Raw genomic sequence first — 18,919 nt, 5'->3', positions numbered from 1 at the left:
ACGTTTCAGGCGGTTCAAAACCTCATGGAAGCGGCCTATGAGGCCCGCTCTTGAGACGCATACGGAGTCGATCGTCTTGCTGATCGTCCTGTCCCCAGCCAAAAAGCTGGACTTCAACCCGCCCGCCATCGACGCCCCCGTGACGCCAAGGCGATGCGCCGATGAGACGGCCGAACTGGCCAAGGTGACGCGCGAACTCAGCCGCGCGGACCTGCGCCGCCTGATGTCCATTTCCGATGCCCTGGCCGAGTTGAACTATCAACGCTTTCAGACCTTCGACAATGAGACGTCCGAGGGCGCGCTTCAGGCCGTTTTCGCCTTTGCGGGCGATGTCTATGACGGGCTGTCGGCCCGCACATTGTCGGTCGAGGATCTGAACTGGGCGCAGGATCATCTGCGCATCCTGTCGGGGTTCTATGGCCTGTTGCGGCCGCTGGACGCGATCCAGCCCTATCGGCTGGAGATGGGCGTACGGCTGAAGACCAAGCGCGGCGCCACCCTCTATGATTTCTGGGGCGAGCGGATTTCTCTGCGCCTCAACGAAGACGCCGGAAAACTGCCCGAGCAGACGCTGGTGAACCTGGCCAGTCACGAATATTTCGGCGCAGTCGATGCGCGGGCGCTGAAGCTTCCGGTCGTGACGCCCCACTTCAAGGAGAAGAAGGACGGCGAGGCCCGCATCATCTCCTTCTACGCTAAGAAGGCGCGCGGCGGCATGGCCCGCTTCGCCATCGAGAACCGGCTCGAGAAGGTCGAGGACCTGAAAGCCTTCGACCGCGACGGCTATCGCTTCGACAAGACTCTATCGACGGACACGGACTGGATATTCATCAGGGAAGGAAATTCCTGATCGCCAGATTGAACGACTGCGGTTAGGTTGCGTTGCAGCATCATCTTCCACGGGTTCCTTCTGTCATGTTCGCGATGAACGATCTCAAAGGCCGCGTCGCGGTCGTCACCGGCTCGACCTCGGGCATCGGGCTGGCGTTTGCGCGGGCTGTCGCCCAGTGCGGCGGCGACGTGATGCTGAACGGCCTGGGCGACGCCGACGCCATTGAGAAGACCCGCGCCGATCTGGCCGCCGAGACCGGCGTGCGCGTCCTCTATCACCCCGCGGACATGACCCAGCCGGATCAGATCGAGGACATGATCGCCACGGCCCATCGCGAACTGGGCAGCCTCGACATCCTGGTCAACAACGCCGGCATCCAGCACGTCGAGGCCGTGGAGAACTTCCCCGCCGATGCATGGGAGAAGATCATCGCCATCAACCTGTCCTCGGCCTTCTACGCCACCAAGGCGGCGATCCCGATCATGAAGGCGCAGGGCCGCGGCCGGATCATCAACGTCGCCTCGGCTCACGGCCTGGTAGCCAGCCCGTTCAAGTCCGCCTATGTCGCCGCCAAGCACGGCGTGATCGGCTTCACCAAGACAGTGGCGCTGGAGCTGGCGCGGGACAACATCACCTGCAACGCCATCTGCCCCGGCTTCGTCGAGACGCCGATCGTCGCCAAGCAGATCCAGGATCAGGCCCGCACCCGCAACATGAGCGAAGAAGACGTGATGAAGAACGTCATCCTGGGCTCGCAGCCGACCAAGCGGTTCGTCACGACCGACGAACTGGCCGGAATCTTCCTCTATCTGGCGTCGGACCTCGGCGCTTCGGCCAACGGCGCCCACTTCTCCGTCGACGGCGGCTGGACGGCCCAATAGGTTTCGTTCGGCCACAAGGGCCGCAAGGCGGAGAGTTTGATGGCGACCAAGCGCAAACCCGTCTGTCTGGCCCTGCAGGGCGGCGGCGCTCACGGCGCCTTTCAATGGGGCGTGCTGGACCGGCTGCTTGAGGCCGATGCGCTGGACGTGCGCGCCGTCACCGCGGCCTCGGCAGGGGCGATGAACGCCGCCGCCCTGATCACCGGACTGGAACGCGGCGGCGCCGAGGGCGGACGTGAGGCGCTGGACCTGCTGTGGCGTGAGGTGAACCAGTCCGGCGGCCGCAACGTCTTCGGCGACAGCTCTGTCTGGTCCAAGGCCCTGACGCCCGACTGGCTGAAGGGCACGCCGATGTGGCAGGCGGGACAGACGCTGGCCCTGTCGATGAGCCCCTACTCCTTCAACCCCTTCAACCTGAACCCGCTACGCCGGGTGCTGGAGACGGCGGTGGACTTCGAGGCCCTGCGCGCCTCCTCCATCCAGATGTTCGTGTCGACGACAGCGGTGCGCGCGGGCCGCTCGCGCATCTTCAAGTCCGATGAAATGGCGCCTGAGGTGCTGCTGGCCTCAGCCTGCCTGCCGCAACTGTTTCAGGCGGTCGAGATCGAAGGCGAACCCTATTGGGACGGCGGCTATCTGGCCAATCCGGCGCTGTGGCCGCTGTTCTACACCGACACGCCGGACGATCTGCTGCTGCTGCCGCTCAATCCGTTCCAACGCGACGAGGCGCCGCGCGAGGCGGGCGAGATCAACGACCGGCTGAACGAGATCGTCTTCAACGCCCCGCTGGTCGCCGAACTGCGCGCCGTCGCCTTCGTTCAGGACCTGATCGCCGAGGGCAAGCTGAAGCCTGGAGAAGACCGTCGGCGCGGCATCCGCATCCACGTCATCGAGGCGGACGAATGGCTGGGCGGCGAGTCCCTGCATTCCAAATTCGACACCGAGTGGACCTATCTGAACAAGCTGAAGCAGCACGGCCGGACGGCGGCCGAAGCCTGGCTCGACAACTGTCTGCCTAAGGTCGGCAAGGCCTCCAGCGTGGATGTTAAGGCGCGCTTTCTCTAGCCGACGAAACCCGCCGCGCGACGCAGGCGATCATTGATCGCCTCGCCCAGTCCCTTGGCCGGAATGGGCGACACCGCGATCCCTGAAGGCTTCATGCGATCCGCCTCCCGCAGCAGGCGGAACAGATTGGCGGCTGCCTCACGCAGGTCGCCAGTCGGGCTGAGGTTCCAACGCGGATCGCCGACGTCTGGACCGAACCCCAGAAGGATTTCGCCGTCCTCGACGCCTTCCGCCTCGATCCGCACCGGGGCGTCGGGCGCGTAATGCAGAGTCAGCCGACCGGGCGAGCGATGCCCCTGCCCGCCTTCATCCAGAGGCCCGACCACGGCCTGAAGTTCTTCGCGGGTGACAGAGCCCGGACGCAACAGGGACACCTTGCCGTCCAGCACAGAGACGACGGTGCTTTCCACCCCCACGGCGCAAGCGCCCCCATCGACAGCGGCGCCCACGGCCTGACCCGTCTCCTCCAAGGCGTCAGCAAAAGTCGTCGGGCTGGGCCGCCCGGAACGGTTGGCCGAGGGCGCGACAACCGGCCCGCCGAAGGCGCCGATGACCGCGCGGGCGCGCGGATGAGCCGGCACGCGCACCGCGACGCTGTCCAGCCCGGCCCGCGCCAGATCGCACACCCGATCACGGTCCCGCACGGGCGCGACGATCGTCAGCGGCCCCGGCCAGAAGGCTTCGGCCAGCGCCCGCGCCTTGGCGTCGAACACGGCGATGTCTTCGGCGTCCACGGCGTTGGCGACATGGGCGATCAGGGGATTAAAGCGCGGCCGCCCCTTGGCCTCGAAGATACGCGCCACCGCCTGAGGGTTGGAGGCGTCGGCCGCCAGCCCATAGACCGTCTCGGTCGGCAGGATCACCAGACGTCCCGTCTTCAGCGCCTCAGCGGCGATTTCTGGGCTGTCGCCCCTGGCGGGTCGGTCGGCGGGCACGGTCGCTCTTTCCTTACGCGGCGTCAGCCGTTCAAACAGGCGCGTACAGTGCGCGGAAACTCGACCAAAGTCCAAGCAGGCTTGCGCCCAACAGCGCAGGGGCCGACAGAAGCGCTACGTCTTTCTGAGGATAACCGATGAGCTACCGCGCCCCCGTCCGTGACATCGCCTTCGCCCTCGACGCCGTGGCCGGGATCGGCCAGGTGGCGGCGACCGGCGCCTTTCCCGATTACGACGCCGATGTCGCCTCGGCCGTGCTGGACGCCGCCGGTCAGTTTTCCGAAGAGGTTCTGGCTCCGCTGAACCGCCCCGGCGACCTGGCGGGCGCCAAATACGCCAACGGCGCCGTCACGGCCGCCCCCGGCTTCGCCGACGCCTATCAGCAGTTCGCTGCGGGCGGCTGGACCAGCCTGACCGCCTCGGTCGAGGCCGGCGGACAGGCCCTGCCCAAGGCGCTGGAACTGGCGGCCTATGAGACGGTCCACGCCGCCAACATGGCCTTCGGCCTGTGCCCCATGCTGTCGCTAGCGTCCATCGAAGCGCTGGAGCAGGTCGGCAACGAGCATCAGAAGACGACCTATCTGCCCAAGCTGGTCAGCGGCGAATGGACCGGCGCCATGGTGCTGACCGAGCCGCACGCGGGCTCGGACCTGGGCGCCCTGACGGCGACGGCGGTCCCCAACGGCGACGGCACCTACGTCCTGACCGGCCAGAAGATTTTCATCACCTGGGGCGACCACGACGCCACGGACAACATCGTCCACCTGGTGCTGGCCCGCCTGCCCGACGCGCCTGCCGGACCGAAGGGCATCAGCCTGTTCCTGACGCCCAAGTTCGCCGTCAACGCCGACGGTTCGCTGGGCGAGCGCAACGCCTTCCGCCCGGTCGGCGTCGAGCACAAGCTGGGCATCCACGCCTCGCCCACCTGCGTCATGAGCTATGAAGGCGCCCGCGCTGAACTGGTCGGTCAGCCGAACCAGGGTCTGGCCCATATGTTCGTCATGATGAACGCGGCCCGTCTGGCCGTCGGCGTCGAAGGCGTCGGCATCGCCGAGCGCGCCTATCAGCACGCCCTGGCCTATGCGCTGGAGCGCCGTCAGGGCCGCAGCGTCTGGACCGGCGAAAAGGACGCGCCGATCTTCGACCACCCTGACGTGCGTCGGATGCTGTCGGTGATGAAGGCCAAGGTCGCCGCCGCCCGCGCCATCTGCCTGTCGACCGGCGTCGCCGCCGACCTGGCCCGCCACGCCAGCACCGAGGAAGAGCGCAAGGCCTGGAAGGGACGCGAGGACCTGTTCACACCCATCGCCAAGGCCTGGTCCACCGACATCGGCTGCGAGGTCGCCTCCATGGGCGTTCAGGTCCACGGCGGCATGGGCTTCATCGAGGAAACCGGCGCGGCCCAATACTATCGCGACGCCCGCATCACCCCGATCTACGAAGGCACCAACGGGATCCAGGCGATGGATCTGGTCGGCCGCAAGCTGTCGATGGACGGCGGCGAATCCGCCAAGGCTCTGATCGCCGAGATGAAGACGACGCTGGCCCAGATCGACCGCCTCTATACCGGCAAGCCAGTCGAACGCTTCGCCACCGCCATCGAGGCGGTCGAGGACGCCACCTTGTGGCTGCTTGACGCCAAGTCGGACGCAGCCCGCGCTGCCGACGTGCTGGCGGGCGCCGACGCCTATCTGAAGCTGATGGGCGATGTGGTCGGTGGCTGGATGCTGGCCAAGGGCGCGCGTGTCGCCAAGGCGAAACTGGACGCCAATGACGGCGACGCCGCCTGGCTGCAGGGCAAGCTGGACCTCTACGAAGTCTATGCCGCCAACGTCCTGGGCCACGTCTCCAGCCGTCTGGCCGCAGTCGGCCAAGGCGGGGAACTACTGCAACGGATGACGGTGGACGCGCTCGCGGGCTGATCCGATCGTCGAAGACTGTTCAAACGGCAAAGCCTCCTGCATCGTGCTGCGCAGGAGGCTTTTTTACAGATGATCTTGCCAACTATAGCACTCGCATCCGGCCTTGCTCTTGCTCAGTCTCCCGACAAAGCGGAGCAGCCCGAAACGCCCCGTGTGGCCTGGTCTATTCCTCCAGCGCCGACCGAAGAGGATTTCCCCGAAGCTCTGCTGGCCCTTAATCTGGCAGGAAAAGCGGTGGTGATGTGCGTAGCTGATGCCGACGGCTATGCGCGCGAATGCGTTGTGAACGCCCGCCCGTCCGGCCTTGGTCTGGAACAACACGCGGTCGAGGTCGTCAAGCGCGGCCGCATCAAAGCCAATTGGCCCGGTGATACGCCTGAGAACCTGAGTTTCTCGGTGAGGCTGCCTTTCGGCTCGGACATGCCGCCGCCTCTACCTCCGACAGATCGCTGGACAGGACCTTCCCCAACCTCGGAACAAATCGAACTGGCGACCCGAACCTCCGACGAGATTCGCGCGATACATAATGAGCCGTTGAGCGACGACATCATTCCCTTAGCGCTGGACGAGGCGCTCAGAACGGAAGTGGCGCCCGAACAGGCCGCCTTCATCCGCAGCCTCTATCAACGTTATGGCCTCTCCTCGCGAGAGGCCCATGCCCTGAACATCCGCATGATGGCTCGGATGATCGCCCTGACCGAAACGCCAAGGCCTATCGAGTTTGCTTATTATTCTGACGAGCCGGAGATACAGGAAATGATGCGTGATGCCGAAGCCGGCGAAGGCGTTCTCGCATCGACCTGGCGCATCCGAACGGCATACTGCGAACGTTTCGACTGCTCTGTGGAATACCCTGAAGAACCTGCAGCCCCCGATCATTGGCGGCTACGCGACGACGCGCCATTCACGCCGCCTCAATCCCCCGACTGATCCAGAAGGGCGATCGTCTCGCGCACATAGTCGGCATGGACCACAACGCCCAGGTCGATGCCCTGGCCGCCGCTCTGGACCTCCTGCACCAGCACTCCGGCGATGAAGGGGTGGTCGGGAGCCAGCGCGCCCGGCACGCGCCGCGCCGCCGGAGTCCAGAAGACGGGTCCGCCGGAATTGCCCTGCGCCACAACGAAATCGAGCAGGAAGGTCGGGAAATGCCGGATCGGCGTCAACGGCCATGAACTGATCCGTCCCAGCCGCAGGATCGGGAAACCAGCCCGGTTGGCCGACAGCCCATGCGGATAGCCCAACGCCATCAGCTCATCCCCAGGCCCCATGCGCCAGCGGTCAAACGCCCCCGCATCGGCCAGCCAGCCCGACGGGATCGCCGCCTGCGCAAAGGCGGGCGGCGCCGAGATCTGCATCACCGCCACGTCCCGTTCGGGATGAGAGGTCCAGACTGGTTCGCCCGCCGTATCGCGGATGGTCAGGGTTTCCGGCGTGAATTTCCAGACGCCGTCCGCCTCGGCCGTCCGCCAGCCTATCCGCGCCTCACGCCCCGGCATGACGTCCAGCACATGGCGCGCGGTGACCAACAGGACGCGCGGCGTCCCATCCGGGCGCGGCGCCGAAATCAGGAAGCCCGTGCCGACCTTTCGCTGCCCGCCGTCGATGGACTGATCCAGTTGCACGGTGGCGTTGATGACCCCGACGGTCAGATCCCATTCGGGCGGCGCAGCGGCGACGACGGCCGGTTGTTCGGGCGGAAGATCCTGAATGACCATGACGCCATTTGACGCCGAGCTTCGCCGGGCACAAGGTCCGGCTCAAATCATATTCAGGGGGAAGCCCACGCCATGAACCGCCGTGAACTGATCGCCTCGACCGCCGCCGTCGGCTTGGTCGCCGCCTCCCCCGCCCTTGCCCGCCAGAGTACCGGAGCCTCGATGTCCAAACCCACGCCGCCCGTCGCCAAGAAGGTCCCTGTCCGCATCGAGCAGCTGGGCCGCGTCCGCGTCGATGACTATCAGTGGATGAAGGACGACAACTGGCAGGCCGTGCTGCGCGACCCGTCGCTGATCAAGGCCGACGTCAAGGAGCACCTGACCGCCGAGAACGCTTATCGCGAAGCCATGATGGCCTCGACCCTGCCGCTGCAGGCCACGATGTTCGAAGAGATGAAGGGCCGCATCAAGGAGGACGACAGTTCCGTCCCCGCCGCCGACGGCGCCTGGGAGTACTATGTCCGCTACAACACCGGCGACCAGCACCCTCTTTATTGCCGCCGCCCGCGCGGCCAGAAGGATGGCGAGATCATCCTGCTCGACTGCAACAAGCTGGCCGAGGGCAAGGCCTATTCCGAAGTCTCGGCGACCGAGCACAGCCCCGACCACGCTTTGTTCGGCTATGCCGAGGACGCGCAGGGGTCCGAAGTCTACAAGATCTATGTGAAGGATCTGGCCACCGGCGAAGTGCTGCCCGACCCGATCGAATCGGCCAGCGCCAACTTCACCTTCTCGCCCGACAGCCAGTGGATCTTCTGGACCAACCGCGACGATAACGGTCGCCCGGACAAGATCTTCCGGCGCCCGGCGCGCGGCGGCGAGACCGCCCTGGTCAACGAGGAAACCGACGAGGGCATGTTCCAGGGCATCGGCCGCACCGCCGACGACGCCTTTATCGTCATCACCATCGGCAACCAGGAGACCTCGGAAAGCCGCATCATCCCGGCCGCCAACCCCACGGCGACGCCTGTGGTGGCCGAGCCGCGCCACGTCGGCCGCCTGTATGACCTGGACCACTGGAGCGACCGCTGGGTCATCCGCACCAACGCCGACGACGCCATCGACTTCAAGGTCATGGAGGCCCCGACCGCCTCGCCCGGAAAAGCCAACTGGAAGGATCTGATCCCGCACACGCCCGGCCGCTTCATCGAGGGCGTGGCCCTGGTGAAGGACTATCTGGCCCGCCAGGAACGCGCCGACGCCAATACGAAGATCGTCATCCGCGACCGCAGCAGCGCCGAACATGAGATCGCCGTGGACGAGCCCGCCTACGCCCTGTCGCTGGGCGGGGCCTCGGAGTTCGACACCACGGTCATGCGCTATGGCTACAACTCACCGTCGACGCCGACCTCGACCTATGACTACGATCTGAAGACGCGCGAGCGCACCCTGCGCAAGGTTCAGGAAATCCCCTCGGGCCACAACCCGGCCGACTATGTGGTCGAACGGCTGAACGCCCCGGCCTCGGACGGCGAACTGGTGCCGGTGACGGTGCTGCGTCGCAAGGACACTCCGGTCGACGGGTCGGCGCCGCTGCTGCTCTACGGGTACGGCTCCTACGGCATTCCGATGGCGGCGAGCTTCTCGACCAACCGTCTGTCGCTAGTGGATCGCGGCTTCATCTACGCCATCGCCCATATTCGCGGCGGCTCGGACAAGGGCTGGAACTGGTTCCTGACAGCGCGCCGCTTCACCAAGAAGAACACCTTCACCGACTTCATCGCCGCCGCCGAGCACCTGATCGCGCAGAACTACACCAGGGCCGGAAACATCGTCGCCGAGGGCCGCTCTGCGGGGGGGCTGCTGATGGGCGCCATCACTAATATGCGGCCCGAACTCTGGGCCGGCGTGATCGGCGGCGTGCCCTTCGTCGACGTCATCAACACCATGAGCGACACCAGCCTGCCTCTGACGCCGCCGGAATGGCCTGAATGGGGCAACCCGCTGGAGGACGCAGCGGCCTATGACTACATCCTGTCCTACAGCCCCTACGACCAGATCGATGCCAAGCCCTACCCCGCCCTGCTGGCGACGGGCGGCCTGTCCGATCCGCGCGTGACCTATTGGGAGCCTGAGAAGTGGGTGGCGAAACTGCGTCCCGCCTCGACTTCCGGCAAGCCGGTGCTGCTGAAGATCAACATGGAAGCGGGCCACTTCGCCTCGTCAGGCCGGTTCGACTACCTGAAGGACATCGCCCACGATTACGCCTTCGCCGTCTGGGCTGTCGAAAAGGGCTGGGAGAAGGCCTGAGCCAGGCAGGCGCGCTGCATCAATGCGGGGGACGTCGGCGCGCGCGACGCCCCCGCCTCCACCAAAGCAGCGAGCCTCGGAAAAACGTCGCTAACAACTGAATTCGCAGATTTTTATCAAAAAGCGCGACAATGCGCTTGACCGAAGCGATGACGCCCCGTATCCGCTCCTTCCTCTCCTCCTCGCGGGGAGAGCAACGCGGGTGTAGCTCAGTTGGTTAGAGTGCCGGCCTGTCACGCCGGAGGTCGCGGGTTCGAGCCCCGTCACTCGCGCCACTCCTCTCAAAGGCTTTGAGGGAGTGGCGCACCGCCCTTCCCTCTTCTCCTGAAAATCGAAACGGTACACCGGAGGCGCGCATAACGGCCGCTTGGCGATTTCGTGTGCGGCATTCTCCCTGTTCCTCGTCCATGAGCGCCAGTTCCTAGGCTCTTCCCGGTTTTCAACGCTCAAAGAAAAAAGGCGGCGAGCCCGAAAGCTCGCCGCCTCGCTTCAAATCTCCGTGGAGACTTAGAAGTTAGCCGTAACGCCGAAGAAGAAGTAACGGCCCATGGCGTTGTAGAGTTGCGGATAAGTGTTGTTGTTACCCGTCGTGCCAACCGAGTAAGACAGCGGCGGATCGGAGTCAAAGACGTTATTCACGCCCATGCGCACCGAGATATTATCCCGCATCTGCCAGGTTCCAGCCAGATCGAAATAGTTCTGAGCATCCAGTTCTCGATCCAGGCGGCCTGCAGCAGCGTTGTTCAAGCTCCCGTCTGCACCCAGAACAGCAATTTCAGCCGGGCCATAATAACGCCAGGTGCCGTTGATATTCAGGCCATCGATCGGAGTTCCCCAGTCAACGCGCATACGATGGCGCCATTCCGGGTTCGGCACGCCGCACTGGTTGGCGTAGAAGCCCGCACAATCATACACCGAGTTGTCGAAGCCTAAGCCAGTATCGGTTTCGAGCTTCTCGATCCAGGTGCCGACCATGGAGAAGCCAAGCGTACCTGCCCGCTCCCAACCGAAGTCGGCCAGATCGACATTATAGTTGGCTGCGATATCGACGCCAGACGTCTTCAAGCCGCCAATGTTGGTATTGAGGTCGCGCACATTACCCGACCCGATCCACAACTGACCATTTGCGTTTCTTTGAATGTTATCGCAAGCGGCCTGTAGACCAGCCGTATAGCACGCATCAAGCGAGTTTTGCTCGCCGATAGAGGAGATCAGGTTATCGACCTTAATGTTGAAATAATCAACAGTCAGATTGAACCCTGGCAGGAATACAGGCGTAAAAACAACGCCTAGGGTCAGAGTATCCGACTCCTCCGGATTCAGATCAGCCGACCCACCTTGAAGAACATTATACTGACCCGCAGGGCTGCTCAACGCACCACTTTGCGACTGAGAGTCTGAGACCTGCCAAGGATTGTTACCGATACAAGATGCGGGAATACTTCCATTAACGCCGCCTGCATCGTCATTCAGGTCATCACAAGGGTCGTTGTCCATATCGAACAGGTTGAAGCCCTGCGCGGTGAACAACTCAATGACATTTGGCGCCCGAACAGCACGCTGCATGCTGGCACGGAAGCGGACCGACGAAACCGGCGCCCAATCCGCGCCGAACTTCCAGGAATCAGTACCGCCGCCTAGCTCATACTCTGAGTGACGATACGCCAAGTCGACCGACAACTGATCAGCAAAAGCCATCCCTTCCGCGATCGGCACCTGGGCTTCGACAAAGACGTCATACACCTGATTGGCGCCGTTTAGACCCAAGGTCGGGCCGCCTTGGCCAGCCCCATCACCCGACGTGAACGAAACGTCAGGGGTCAGATCCAGGGCGTCACGGCGATACTCAGCACCAAACGCCGCCTGGACGCCTCGCGAGGCCCACGGCGTCTTCAAACCGTAAGCACCGAGATCCGCCGTCATAGAACCCGTCACAACCTGCTGGGTGGTCCACCCCGTCGCAACCAAGGGGACCTGCAGATAGTTCAACGCCTCTTGGGTCACGCCACCTTCTTGGAAGATGTTATACGGGACGCACTCGGCATCGATGCCGGCCAACACAGACGAACACACCGGATTACCGGTAACCGGATCTGCTACAACATCCAGAGCCCGTGCTAGGCGCGTATTTGAGAACTCGTTGCGATAGATGTTGGTAAACTGCGAGCGAGAATACTGAATTGCAACATCGTAACTCCACGCATCATTGAGATCACCGCGAGCGCCCACCACACCTCGATAGGCTTGATAGCGAATATCAGACTGGCGCCCGCCGCCCTCAACGTTACGACGACCGATAAACATCGGCACATAGTTCGGATCGTCGAGCAGACGGAAAGCATCAGGGTTTGTTGCGTCCGACAACTCGGGCAGATCAGTCGCCGGATTGATCCAGACGAAGGTATCGTAGGCGGCTTGAGCCGCCGCACCACAACCGATAGCCGCCGCCTGGACAGCATTCAGAAGCGGATTATCGCAGTTCACATATGAAGATCCATCCGTAGTGCGGAATCCACCTTTAAATTCGCCAAAGAAATTCCCGGACGGCGCAATCTGGGCGACTGTAGAATAGTCGCTGAACATCAATTGCGTATAAACTTCAATCTTGTCAGTAACGTCATAATGTCCGAACGCACCCAAGGTGTAGCGCTCATCTGGTCGCTGAAAATAGTTCAACGGCCCGAAGTTATAGGCATCCGCACCCGAGTAGTCTCGGAATCCACCGTTACCAAGCGTCAAGTCGAAGCTAGGCATCGGGTTTACATCAACGCCGCCAATCTTGAACTCATTGCTCCCAAAATCGGAGAACAAACCTGGATAAGACGTGCCTGAACCCGCGCACTGGAAAGAGTCTGGCGTACCTGCTGCGGGGGCGCCAAGGGAGCAGGCCGAATAATCGTAATCCCGCCCAAGAACCTTATTGTTCTTCCGGTAGCCCGCATACAGCGTGATGTTGCCGCGATCATCAGGGGCATTGACGCCCATCAAGATATTTATCTCGCGGCTGAAGCCTGTATAGACGTTATCGTCTGGCATCATGTATTGTGACGGATTTCCAGCAGCTCTATCGGCTAAAACGTCTCGAACGTTACCTACGCCGTCATAATTATTATTATGCTGATTGAAACCGTACTGCGCGTCGATTTCGATACCTTCGAAATTACGGCGCATGATGAAGTTCACCACGCCAGCGACGGCGTCCGAGCCATAGACGGCTGAAGCCCCGCCGGTCAGAACTTCAACTCGCTCGACCATCTGACCAGGAATCTGGTTCAAGTCGGCGGCATCGTCCTGAGGCGAGCCATAGCCCATGCGCTTGCCGTCGATCAGCACCAGGGTGCGCGACGAGCCCAGGTTCCGTAGCGAGACGGTCGCCGTGCCCGAGGCGCCGTTAGCGACGGTCGAGTTCTGCGCGGCGAAGGCCTGCGGTAGTTGCGACACCAGGTCCTCGACGCGCGTCACGCCTTGAACGTCGATATCCTCGCCCGTCACCTGCGTCACCGGGCTGGTGGTGGTGAGGTTTGGTTGACGCAGGCGCGACCCCGTGACCACGATGTCGCTGACTTGGCTGGGTTGATCGGCCTGAGCAGCCGCCGTGGTCTGAGCCATCGCCGGCGCGGCGAAGCCGGCCAAGGCGAGACCCGCGATCATCGTCGACGCCAACAGACGCTCGCGTTTGATCTGAAGCTTCAAGGTTCATCCTCCTAAGTGGTGATCGACTCCGGTGAAGTCCCCCTCCACCCGTCGACCACGGATAACCTCGGACGGCATCCTGACTGGACGTTCCGCCGATATCCAGACAGCAGGTTAGGCATGCTGATCGAATATAGGCCACGCAAATTACATGACAGTTACGATTGCGCCTCTCATATGTCGTAATTTCGCCACGCTATGACGAGCATGAATTTGAACGCGCTTCGGGCATAACGGACATTTCCTTGTCAAAACTGAAATTTCGAATGGGGCTAAAATGCGACTAATATTGACCCTTTGCGCCGCCACAATCAGCGCGTTCGGCCTCAGCAGCGACGCCGTGGCGCAAGTTCACACCACTGAACGCTCCGCCATGCTGAGTGCGCTGTCGGAGTGCCGGGCGATGCCGGATGCAGCAGCGCGCTTGGCCTGCTTTGATCGAACGGCGGACGCTTTGGATACGGCTGAACGCCAGGGCGAACTGGTGGTGATGGAGCGCCAGCAGATTCGCGAAGCGCGTCGTCAGCTATTCGGCTTCAGCGCTCCGGCTCTGCCCGCTCTTTTCAGCAGAGGCAGCGATGGAGAGCAGGGCGAATCCGATCTCGATTCGGTGGAAACGACCTTGCTGGGCGCGGGCCAGGATCATGAAGGGAAATGGACCTTCCGGTTGGCCGATGGCAGCGAATGGCGACAAATCGATTCCGCCCCGGTTCGTTTCCAGAATCGAAACGGCACAGAAGTGCGCGTCCGTCGCGCCGCTCTGGGCAGCTTTCTGCTGACTGCGGGAAAGAGCCGCGCCGTACGGGTGAAGCGGCAGTAGGTTGAACTTAAGGCTGACGGCGCGCAGAGAAGCTGGCCATGATCCCTTACGTTCGCCAGTTCGACTTCGCCTATGGACGGCGCGATCAGGTCTCGCCGTTGATCCAGCGCGTCATTGCGGACAACCCCGGGCCTTTCACCTTCACAGGCACGGGGACCTATATCATCGGCCGGGATAGGCCCGGCGCGGGCGTGGCGGTCATTGACCCTGGCCCGCTGGATGACGTTCACTTGGACGCCCTGCTGCGCGCGGTGGCCGGACGCACGGTCAGTCATGTGCTGGTCACTCATACGCACCGCGACCACGCCCCCCTCGCCCGCCCGTTCGCAGAAGCGGTCGGCGACGCGCCGATCCTGGCCATGCAGCCGCCCGCGCGCACCATTCACGCCTCGGACAGCGGTCTGGATGAGGATGACGACGAGGATTTCCGTCCCGATATCGTCCTGACCGGCGCAGAACGGATCGAGGGCGACGGCTGGACCCTTGAGGCGATGGCGACGCCCGGCCATGCCTCGAACCACATGGCCTTCGTCCTGAGAGAGGAGAACGCTCTGTTCAGCGGCGACCATATCATGGGTTGGTCGACGAGCGTCGTGGCGCCGCCTGACGGTGACATGACGGCCTATATGCAAAGCCTTGACGCCGTGCTGGCGCGCGGCTTTTCGACCATCTGGCCCACACATGGCCCAGCGATAACCCAGGTCGCGCCCTTCCTGAAGGCCTATCGCGCGCACCGATTGGAGCGGGAAGCCCAGATCATGGCCCGACTGGCGGCAGGCGACCGGACCATCGCGCAAATGGTGCCGATCCTCTACGCCGCCGTGGATGCACGCCTTTGGCCCGCCGCCAGCCTGTCGGTGCTGGGCCACCTGATCAAGCTGCTGAAGGAGGGACGCGTTCATGCCGAGCCTGAAGCCCAGCTTGGCGCCGACTGGCGACTGACCGAGGGCGTTTAGGGCGTCAGTTCAGCCGCCACCGCCTTGGCGAGGCGGCAGGCTTCATCACCAATTTTCAGCCTGTCTCGTCCGGCGACGCGCACATCTGTCCGGCCAGGGCGGATGCGAACGGTGACGTCGTGGGTGACGCCGAACCAAGCGCTCTGCTTACGCCCATCAACCCGGAACGGCGACGTGCCGAACACGGTGAAGCCTGCCTTTTCAAGCGCCCAGGCGGCCGTTTCAGGCGCAACCTGCGTCGATGCAGGCTCAAGTCCCGCACAGGCCCGAGGATGGCTGTCGTCTGTGCCGGCGAGGCGCCTTTCAGCCGCAAGGCCCCGAGCGAACGCGGGCGGCTCATTCACATCCGTGGTTACATCGCGCGGCGCGTCGGTGAAACGACGCTCCTGAAGCACATAGCCTGCGATCGTCGCGCCCGCGATCAGCAGGGCGGCGCCGGCGATGCCCATGAGACGACGCTCGCGAAACGCCAGCAGGCAGGCGACCAGAGCCGCCGCCAGACCGAGGTAGGCCAGAATGCGTCCGACCGTGAGCGCCAGGACACCCATGCCGAAGTCCGTGCTCCACAGCTCGCCTCGGGTTCCTGCGGACGCAACCAACAGCAGGCCCGGCGCCAGCAGCGTCGTTGCAAGAAGCAGCTTGGCGAGCGTGTTTCCCTTGGGGCGGGGCGTCGACATGGGGTCCTCCCTAGCAGTCAGCCAGCGGCGGGCAATTGATAGTCCTTCATCCGCTCTCTCAGGGTCTTCTTATCAATCTTGCCCGTGGCGCCCAGCGGAATGTCGTCCACGAAGACGACATCGTCAGGCATCCACCATTTGGCGATCTTGCCCTGCAGGAAGTCCAGATGCTCCTGCTTGTCCTCGGCCTCGCCCTCCTTGAGCTTGATTAACAGCACGGGCCGCTCGTCCCACTTCGGGTGCGCCGCGCCGATGACGGCGGCCAGGGCGACCTTCGGGTGGCCCACGGCGATGTTTTCGATGTCGATAGAGCTGATCCATTCGCCGCCGGACTTGATCACATCCTTGGCGCGGTCGGTGATCTGCATGAAGCCGTAGGCGTCCACGCTGGCGATGTCGCCCGTGTCGAAGAAGCCCTCGTGGTCCAGGATGTCCCCGCCCTCGCCCTTGAAATAGGCGCCGGCGATGGTCGGTCCCTTGACCATGACCCGGCCGAATGTCTTGCCGTCATGGGGCATTTCCTGCCCGCCGTAATTCTTGATCTTCAGCTCGACGCCCAGCGGCGGCGTGCCCTGCTTCAGGCGCCAGGCCATCTGCTCGTCATAGGTCTTGGCCTTCAGCTCGCGCGTCAGATTGGCGATGGTGCCGATCGGCGACGTCTCGGTCATGCCCCAGGCGTGAACCACCTCGACGCCGAACTGGTCCTGAAAGCCTCGGATCAGGGCCTCGGGACAGGCGGACCCGCCGATCAGAACCTTGCGCAGGGTCGAGAACTTCAGCCCGTTCTCGACCATATGACCATACAGCCCCTGCCAAACCGTCGGCACGGCGGCCGAGAAAGTCACGCTTTCGGTCTCGATCAGTTCATAGACAGAAGCGCCGTCCATCTTGGCGCCCGGCATGACCAGCTTGGATCCGGCCGCCGGCCCGCCGAAGGCTATCCCCCAGGCATTGGCGTGAAACATCGGCACGATGGGCAGGATGACCTCGTTCGGCGTCGCCCCCATGACCGTCGACTGCAGTCCCAGCAGGGTATGGATGAAGTTCGAACGGTGCGAATACAGCACGCCCTTCGGATTGCCGGTCGTGCCCGAGGTGTAGCAGAGGCCGCAGGCGGTCTGCTCGTCAAAGCCGCCCCAGACCACGTCGCTGCTGACCTGCTCCTGAACGGTCTCATAGGCCTCGGCTTTCGGCACCTTGGCCTGAGGCATGTGAGCGGCGTCGGTCATGATGATGACCCGTTCGACCGTCGGACAGTGCGGCAGGACGGCTTCGAGCAGCGGCACGAAGGTCAGGTCGGTGAAGATGACCCGGTCTTCGGCGTGGTTGATGATGTAGGCCAGTTGCTCGGGAAACAGGCGGGGGTTCAGGGTGTGGCAGACGGCGCCGATCCCCATGATCCCGTACCAGGTCTCCATGTGGTTGCCGGTGTTCCAGGCCAGGGTGGCCACACGGTCTCCCGGCTTGATCCCCCAGGCCAGCAAGGCGTTCGAGACCCGGCGCGCGCGATCATGGATGGCGGCGTAGGTGGTGCGGACGATCGGCCCTTCGACCGAGCGGGTCACGACCTCGCGTCCCCCGTGCCAGTTCTTCGCGTGGTCCAGGATCTTGTCGACCGTCAACGGCCAGTCCTGCATCATACCCAGCATTCGGCATTTCCCTCGTATGTGCGCCTGATTGAAAGCAGCGCTTGTCGCCACGCTAAGACAGGTGAACCGCCACAGGCAACGTGACGCAAGGGAAGCCTGCCCGCGACAGATCGCCTTAAAACCGCCCACGCCGGGCTTGCCTTACAATGCGTCCGGAGGAAGTAGAGCGCCCATGACCATCTTGATCGCAATCACCGGCGGTTCGGGCTCGGGCAAGAGCACCCTGGCCGAAGCCCTTGTTTCCTCCCTGCCCGACGGCATAGCCACGCTGTTGCGGGAAGATTCCTACTATCTGGACGCCGCGTCCGTTCCCGGATTCGACGCCGCGACGCATGATTTCGACGACGTGACGGCGCGCGATCACAATCTGCTGATCGCCGACCTGGCGGCGCTCAAGAGCGGACAGGCCATAACGGCGCCCGTCTATTCCTTCATCCATCACGGGCGAGAGGCGCAGGGCGAACCGGTCAGCGCCACCGACGTGATCGTGGTCGAAGGCACGCATCTGCTATGCACACCCGCCCTGGCGGCGCTGTTCGATATCAAGGTGTTCGTCGATACGCCTGCAGACATCCGCTTCATCCGACGGCTGCTGCGTGATCAGACAGAACGCGGCCGCACGGCGGAATCAGTCATTCAACAGTACCTCGGCACCGTCCGGCCCGGCCATGAACGGCTGACCGAGCCGTCGCGAGTCCACGCTGACTTCATCGTCGCCGACGCCACGGCGGCCGTGCGTCTGGAAGACCCCCAGGCCGTCGTGCGGCTGGCCGCGCCCGTCCTCGCCCACCCCCTGCTCGAGGCCTGGCTGGCGTAACGACGGTCCGGCGTGACGTTTTACGATCCCGTTGCAATTGCGGCGACTTAAAGGCAATCTCCGGCGAAAGGCTGGTGAACGCCATGACGGCCCCTATCAACGCTATCGACGACCCTCGGCGCACGGCGCTGGTCCGGCAGGCGCGGCAGCATTTTATCACCGAAGGCTATGTCGGCACGCGGATGGAGCCGATCGCACGAGAGGCCGGCGTCTCGACCGCCACCCTTTATGCGATGTTCGAGAACAAGGCCGCCCTCTTTGCCGCGGTGATAGAAGAGGCGGCGGCCGACTTCACGGTCAGAATGTCAGCGGTCCAGAACTGCACCGGGTCGCCGCAAGAGCGTCTGCTGGGCTTCCTCACAACCTATGCCGACTTCATGAGCGACGCCTTCGTCCAGGCCATTTTCCGCCTGGTCATCACGGAACGGTCGCGATTTGAAGCCTTGGCCATCGCCTTTTTCGACAAGGCGAAGAACGATTTCGGCGGGCCGCTGATCGTCGCGCTGAACGAGATGGAGGCCAGCGGCGATCTGAAGCTGGAAAAGGCCTCCTGGGCGGCAGGGCAACTGATGGGAATGATCGAGCATCCCGTCTTTTTCGTGCCCATGGTCACGGGCGGCCAGGTCCGCGCCCAACGCGCAACGGCCGAGATCGCCGCCGACGCAGTGCGGACCTTCCTGTCACGCTATCAGACCTGAGAGGCC

General features: G+C 63.5%; 15 protein-coding genes and 1 tRNA gene. 11 read left to right on the top strand and 5 right to left on the bottom strand.

Annotation, left to right across the window (positions count from 1 at the left end; genetic code table 11):
• Window positions 1–76: 76 nt before the first annotated feature.
• From yaaA to H556_RS0101095, 3 genes are all read left to right on the top strand, one after another.
• On the top strand, window positions 77–850 hold the full coding sequence (gene yaaA, locus H556_RS0101105; protein WP_024352687.1) for a peroxide stress protein YaaA: 774 nt from the start codon (window positions 77–79) through the stop codon (window positions 848–850).
• Window positions 851–915: 65 nt separating this feature from the next.
• Window positions 916–1,713 carry a 3-hydroxybutyrate dehydrogenase gene (locus H556_RS0101100; protein ID WP_024352686.1) on the top strand — a complete coding sequence of 266 codons (798 nt, stop codon included), beginning with the start codon at window positions 916–918 and terminating at the stop codon, window positions 1,711–1,713.
• A gap of 39 nt (window positions 1,714–1,752) precedes the next feature.
• Window positions 1,753–2,778 (top strand): patatin-like phospholipase family protein, encoded by a 1,026-nt coding sequence (locus H556_RS0101095; protein ID WP_024352685.1) that lies wholly within the window; start codon window positions 1,753–1,755, stop codon window positions 2,776–2,778.
• On the opposite strand, the gene H556_RS0101090 is transcribed toward H556_RS0101095, so the two are convergent.
• Window positions 2,775–3,713, bottom strand: coding sequence for an L-threonylcarbamoyladenylate synthase (locus tag H556_RS0101090; RefSeq protein ID WP_024352684.1), 939 nt, complete (start codon window positions 3,711–3,713; stop codon window positions 2,775–2,777). The two genes, H556_RS0101095 and H556_RS0101090, sit on opposite strands and share 4 nt — an antisense overlap.
• 137 nt (window positions 3,714–3,850) lie before the next feature.
• Between H556_RS0101090 and H556_RS0101085 the strand changes: the two genes are divergently transcribed.
• Complete coding sequence (locus H556_RS0101085) at window positions 3,851–5,635, top strand: acyl-CoA dehydrogenase (RefSeq protein ID WP_024352683.1); 1,785 nt, start codon at window positions 3,851–3,853, stop codon at window positions 5,633–5,635.
• A 69-nt stretch (window positions 5,636–5,704) separates the two neighbouring features.
• Window positions 5,705–6,565: a hypothetical protein gene (locus tag H556_RS0101080; protein ID WP_155802385.1), complete on the top strand. Its 861-nt coding sequence runs from the start codon at window positions 5,705–5,707 to the stop codon at window positions 6,563–6,565.
• Here the strand turns inward: H556_RS0101080 and H556_RS0101075 are convergent.
• Window positions 6,550–7,353, bottom strand: a complete 804-nt coding sequence (locus H556_RS0101075; protein WP_024352681.1) for a S1 family peptidase — start codon at window positions 7,351–7,353, stop codon at window positions 6,550–6,552. The two genes, H556_RS0101080 and H556_RS0101075, sit on opposite strands and share 16 nt — an antisense overlap.
• 72 nt (window positions 7,354–7,425) lie before the next feature.
• Here H556_RS0101075 and H556_RS0101070 point away from each other — a divergent pair, with 72 nt between their 5' ends.
• Together H556_RS0101070 and H556_RS0101065 are read left to right on the top strand one after the other, a co-directional pair.
• Window positions 7,426–9,603: a S9 family peptidase gene (locus H556_RS0101070; RefSeq protein WP_024352680.1), complete on the top strand. Its 2,178-nt coding sequence runs from the start codon at window positions 7,426–7,428 to the stop codon at window positions 9,601–9,603.
• Between the two features lie 198 nt (window positions 9,604–9,801).
• Window positions 9,802–9,878, top strand: a tRNA-Asp gene (locus H556_RS0101065).
• Between the two features lie 232 nt (window positions 9,879–10,110).
• Here H556_RS0101065 and H556_RS0101060 read toward each other — a convergent pair.
• Window positions 10,111–13,296, bottom strand: a complete 3,186-nt coding sequence (locus H556_RS0101060) for a TonB-dependent receptor domain-containing protein (protein ID WP_024352679.1) — start codon at window positions 13,294–13,296, stop codon at window positions 10,111–10,113.
• A gap of 289 nt (window positions 13,297–13,585) precedes the next feature.
• Between H556_RS0101060 and H556_RS0101055 the strand changes: the two genes are divergently transcribed.
• A complete protein-coding gene (locus tag H556_RS0101055; RefSeq protein ID WP_155802383.1) occupies window positions 13,586–14,116 on the top strand; it encodes a hypothetical protein in 531 nt (176 codons plus the stop codon).
• 38 nt (window positions 14,117–14,154) lie between these two features.
• Window positions 14,155–15,072, top strand: coding sequence for an MBL fold metallo-hydrolase (locus H556_RS0101050; protein ID WP_024352677.1), 918 nt, complete (start codon window positions 14,155–14,157; stop codon window positions 15,070–15,072).
• Here the strand turns inward: H556_RS0101050 and H556_RS0101045 are convergent.
• Window positions 15,069–15,749, bottom strand: coding sequence for a DUF1499 domain-containing protein (locus tag H556_RS0101045; RefSeq protein ID WP_024352676.1), 681 nt, complete (start codon window positions 15,747–15,749; stop codon window positions 15,069–15,071). The genes H556_RS0101050 and H556_RS0101045 overlap by 4 nt on opposite strands.
• A 17-nt stretch (window positions 15,750–15,766) precedes the next feature.
• Window positions 15,767–17,398, bottom strand: coding sequence for a long-chain-fatty-acid--CoA ligase (locus H556_RS0101040; protein ID WP_024352675.1), 1,632 nt, complete (start codon window positions 17,396–17,398; stop codon window positions 15,767–15,769).
• A gap of 172 nt (window positions 17,399–17,570) precedes the next feature.
• On the opposite strand from H556_RS0101040, the gene udk reads away from it, so the two are divergent.
• The gene (gene udk / locus H556_RS0101035; protein ID WP_024352674.1) at window positions 17,571–18,215 is read left to right on the top strand and encodes a uridine kinase; all 645 of its coding nucleotides are present in this window, start codon (window positions 17,571–17,573) and stop codon (window positions 18,213–18,215) included.
• Window positions 18,216–18,298: 83 nt separating this feature from the next.
• Window positions 18,299–18,913, top strand: a complete 615-nt coding sequence (locus H556_RS0101030) for a TetR/AcrR family transcriptional regulator C-terminal domain-containing protein (RefSeq protein WP_024352673.1) — start codon at window positions 18,299–18,301, stop codon at window positions 18,911–18,913.
• Window positions 18,914–18,919 lie beyond the last annotated feature (6 nt).

It is taken from the genome of Brevundimonas naejangsanensis DSM 23858 (assembly GCF_000421705.1).
Classification (GTDB): Bacteria; Pseudomonadota; Alphaproteobacteria; order Caulobacterales; family Caulobacteraceae; genus Brevundimonas; species Brevundimonas naejangsanensis.
The sequence above is the reverse complement of the archived record's forward strand: the minus strand, read 5'-3'. Positions and strand labels throughout refer to the sequence as shown.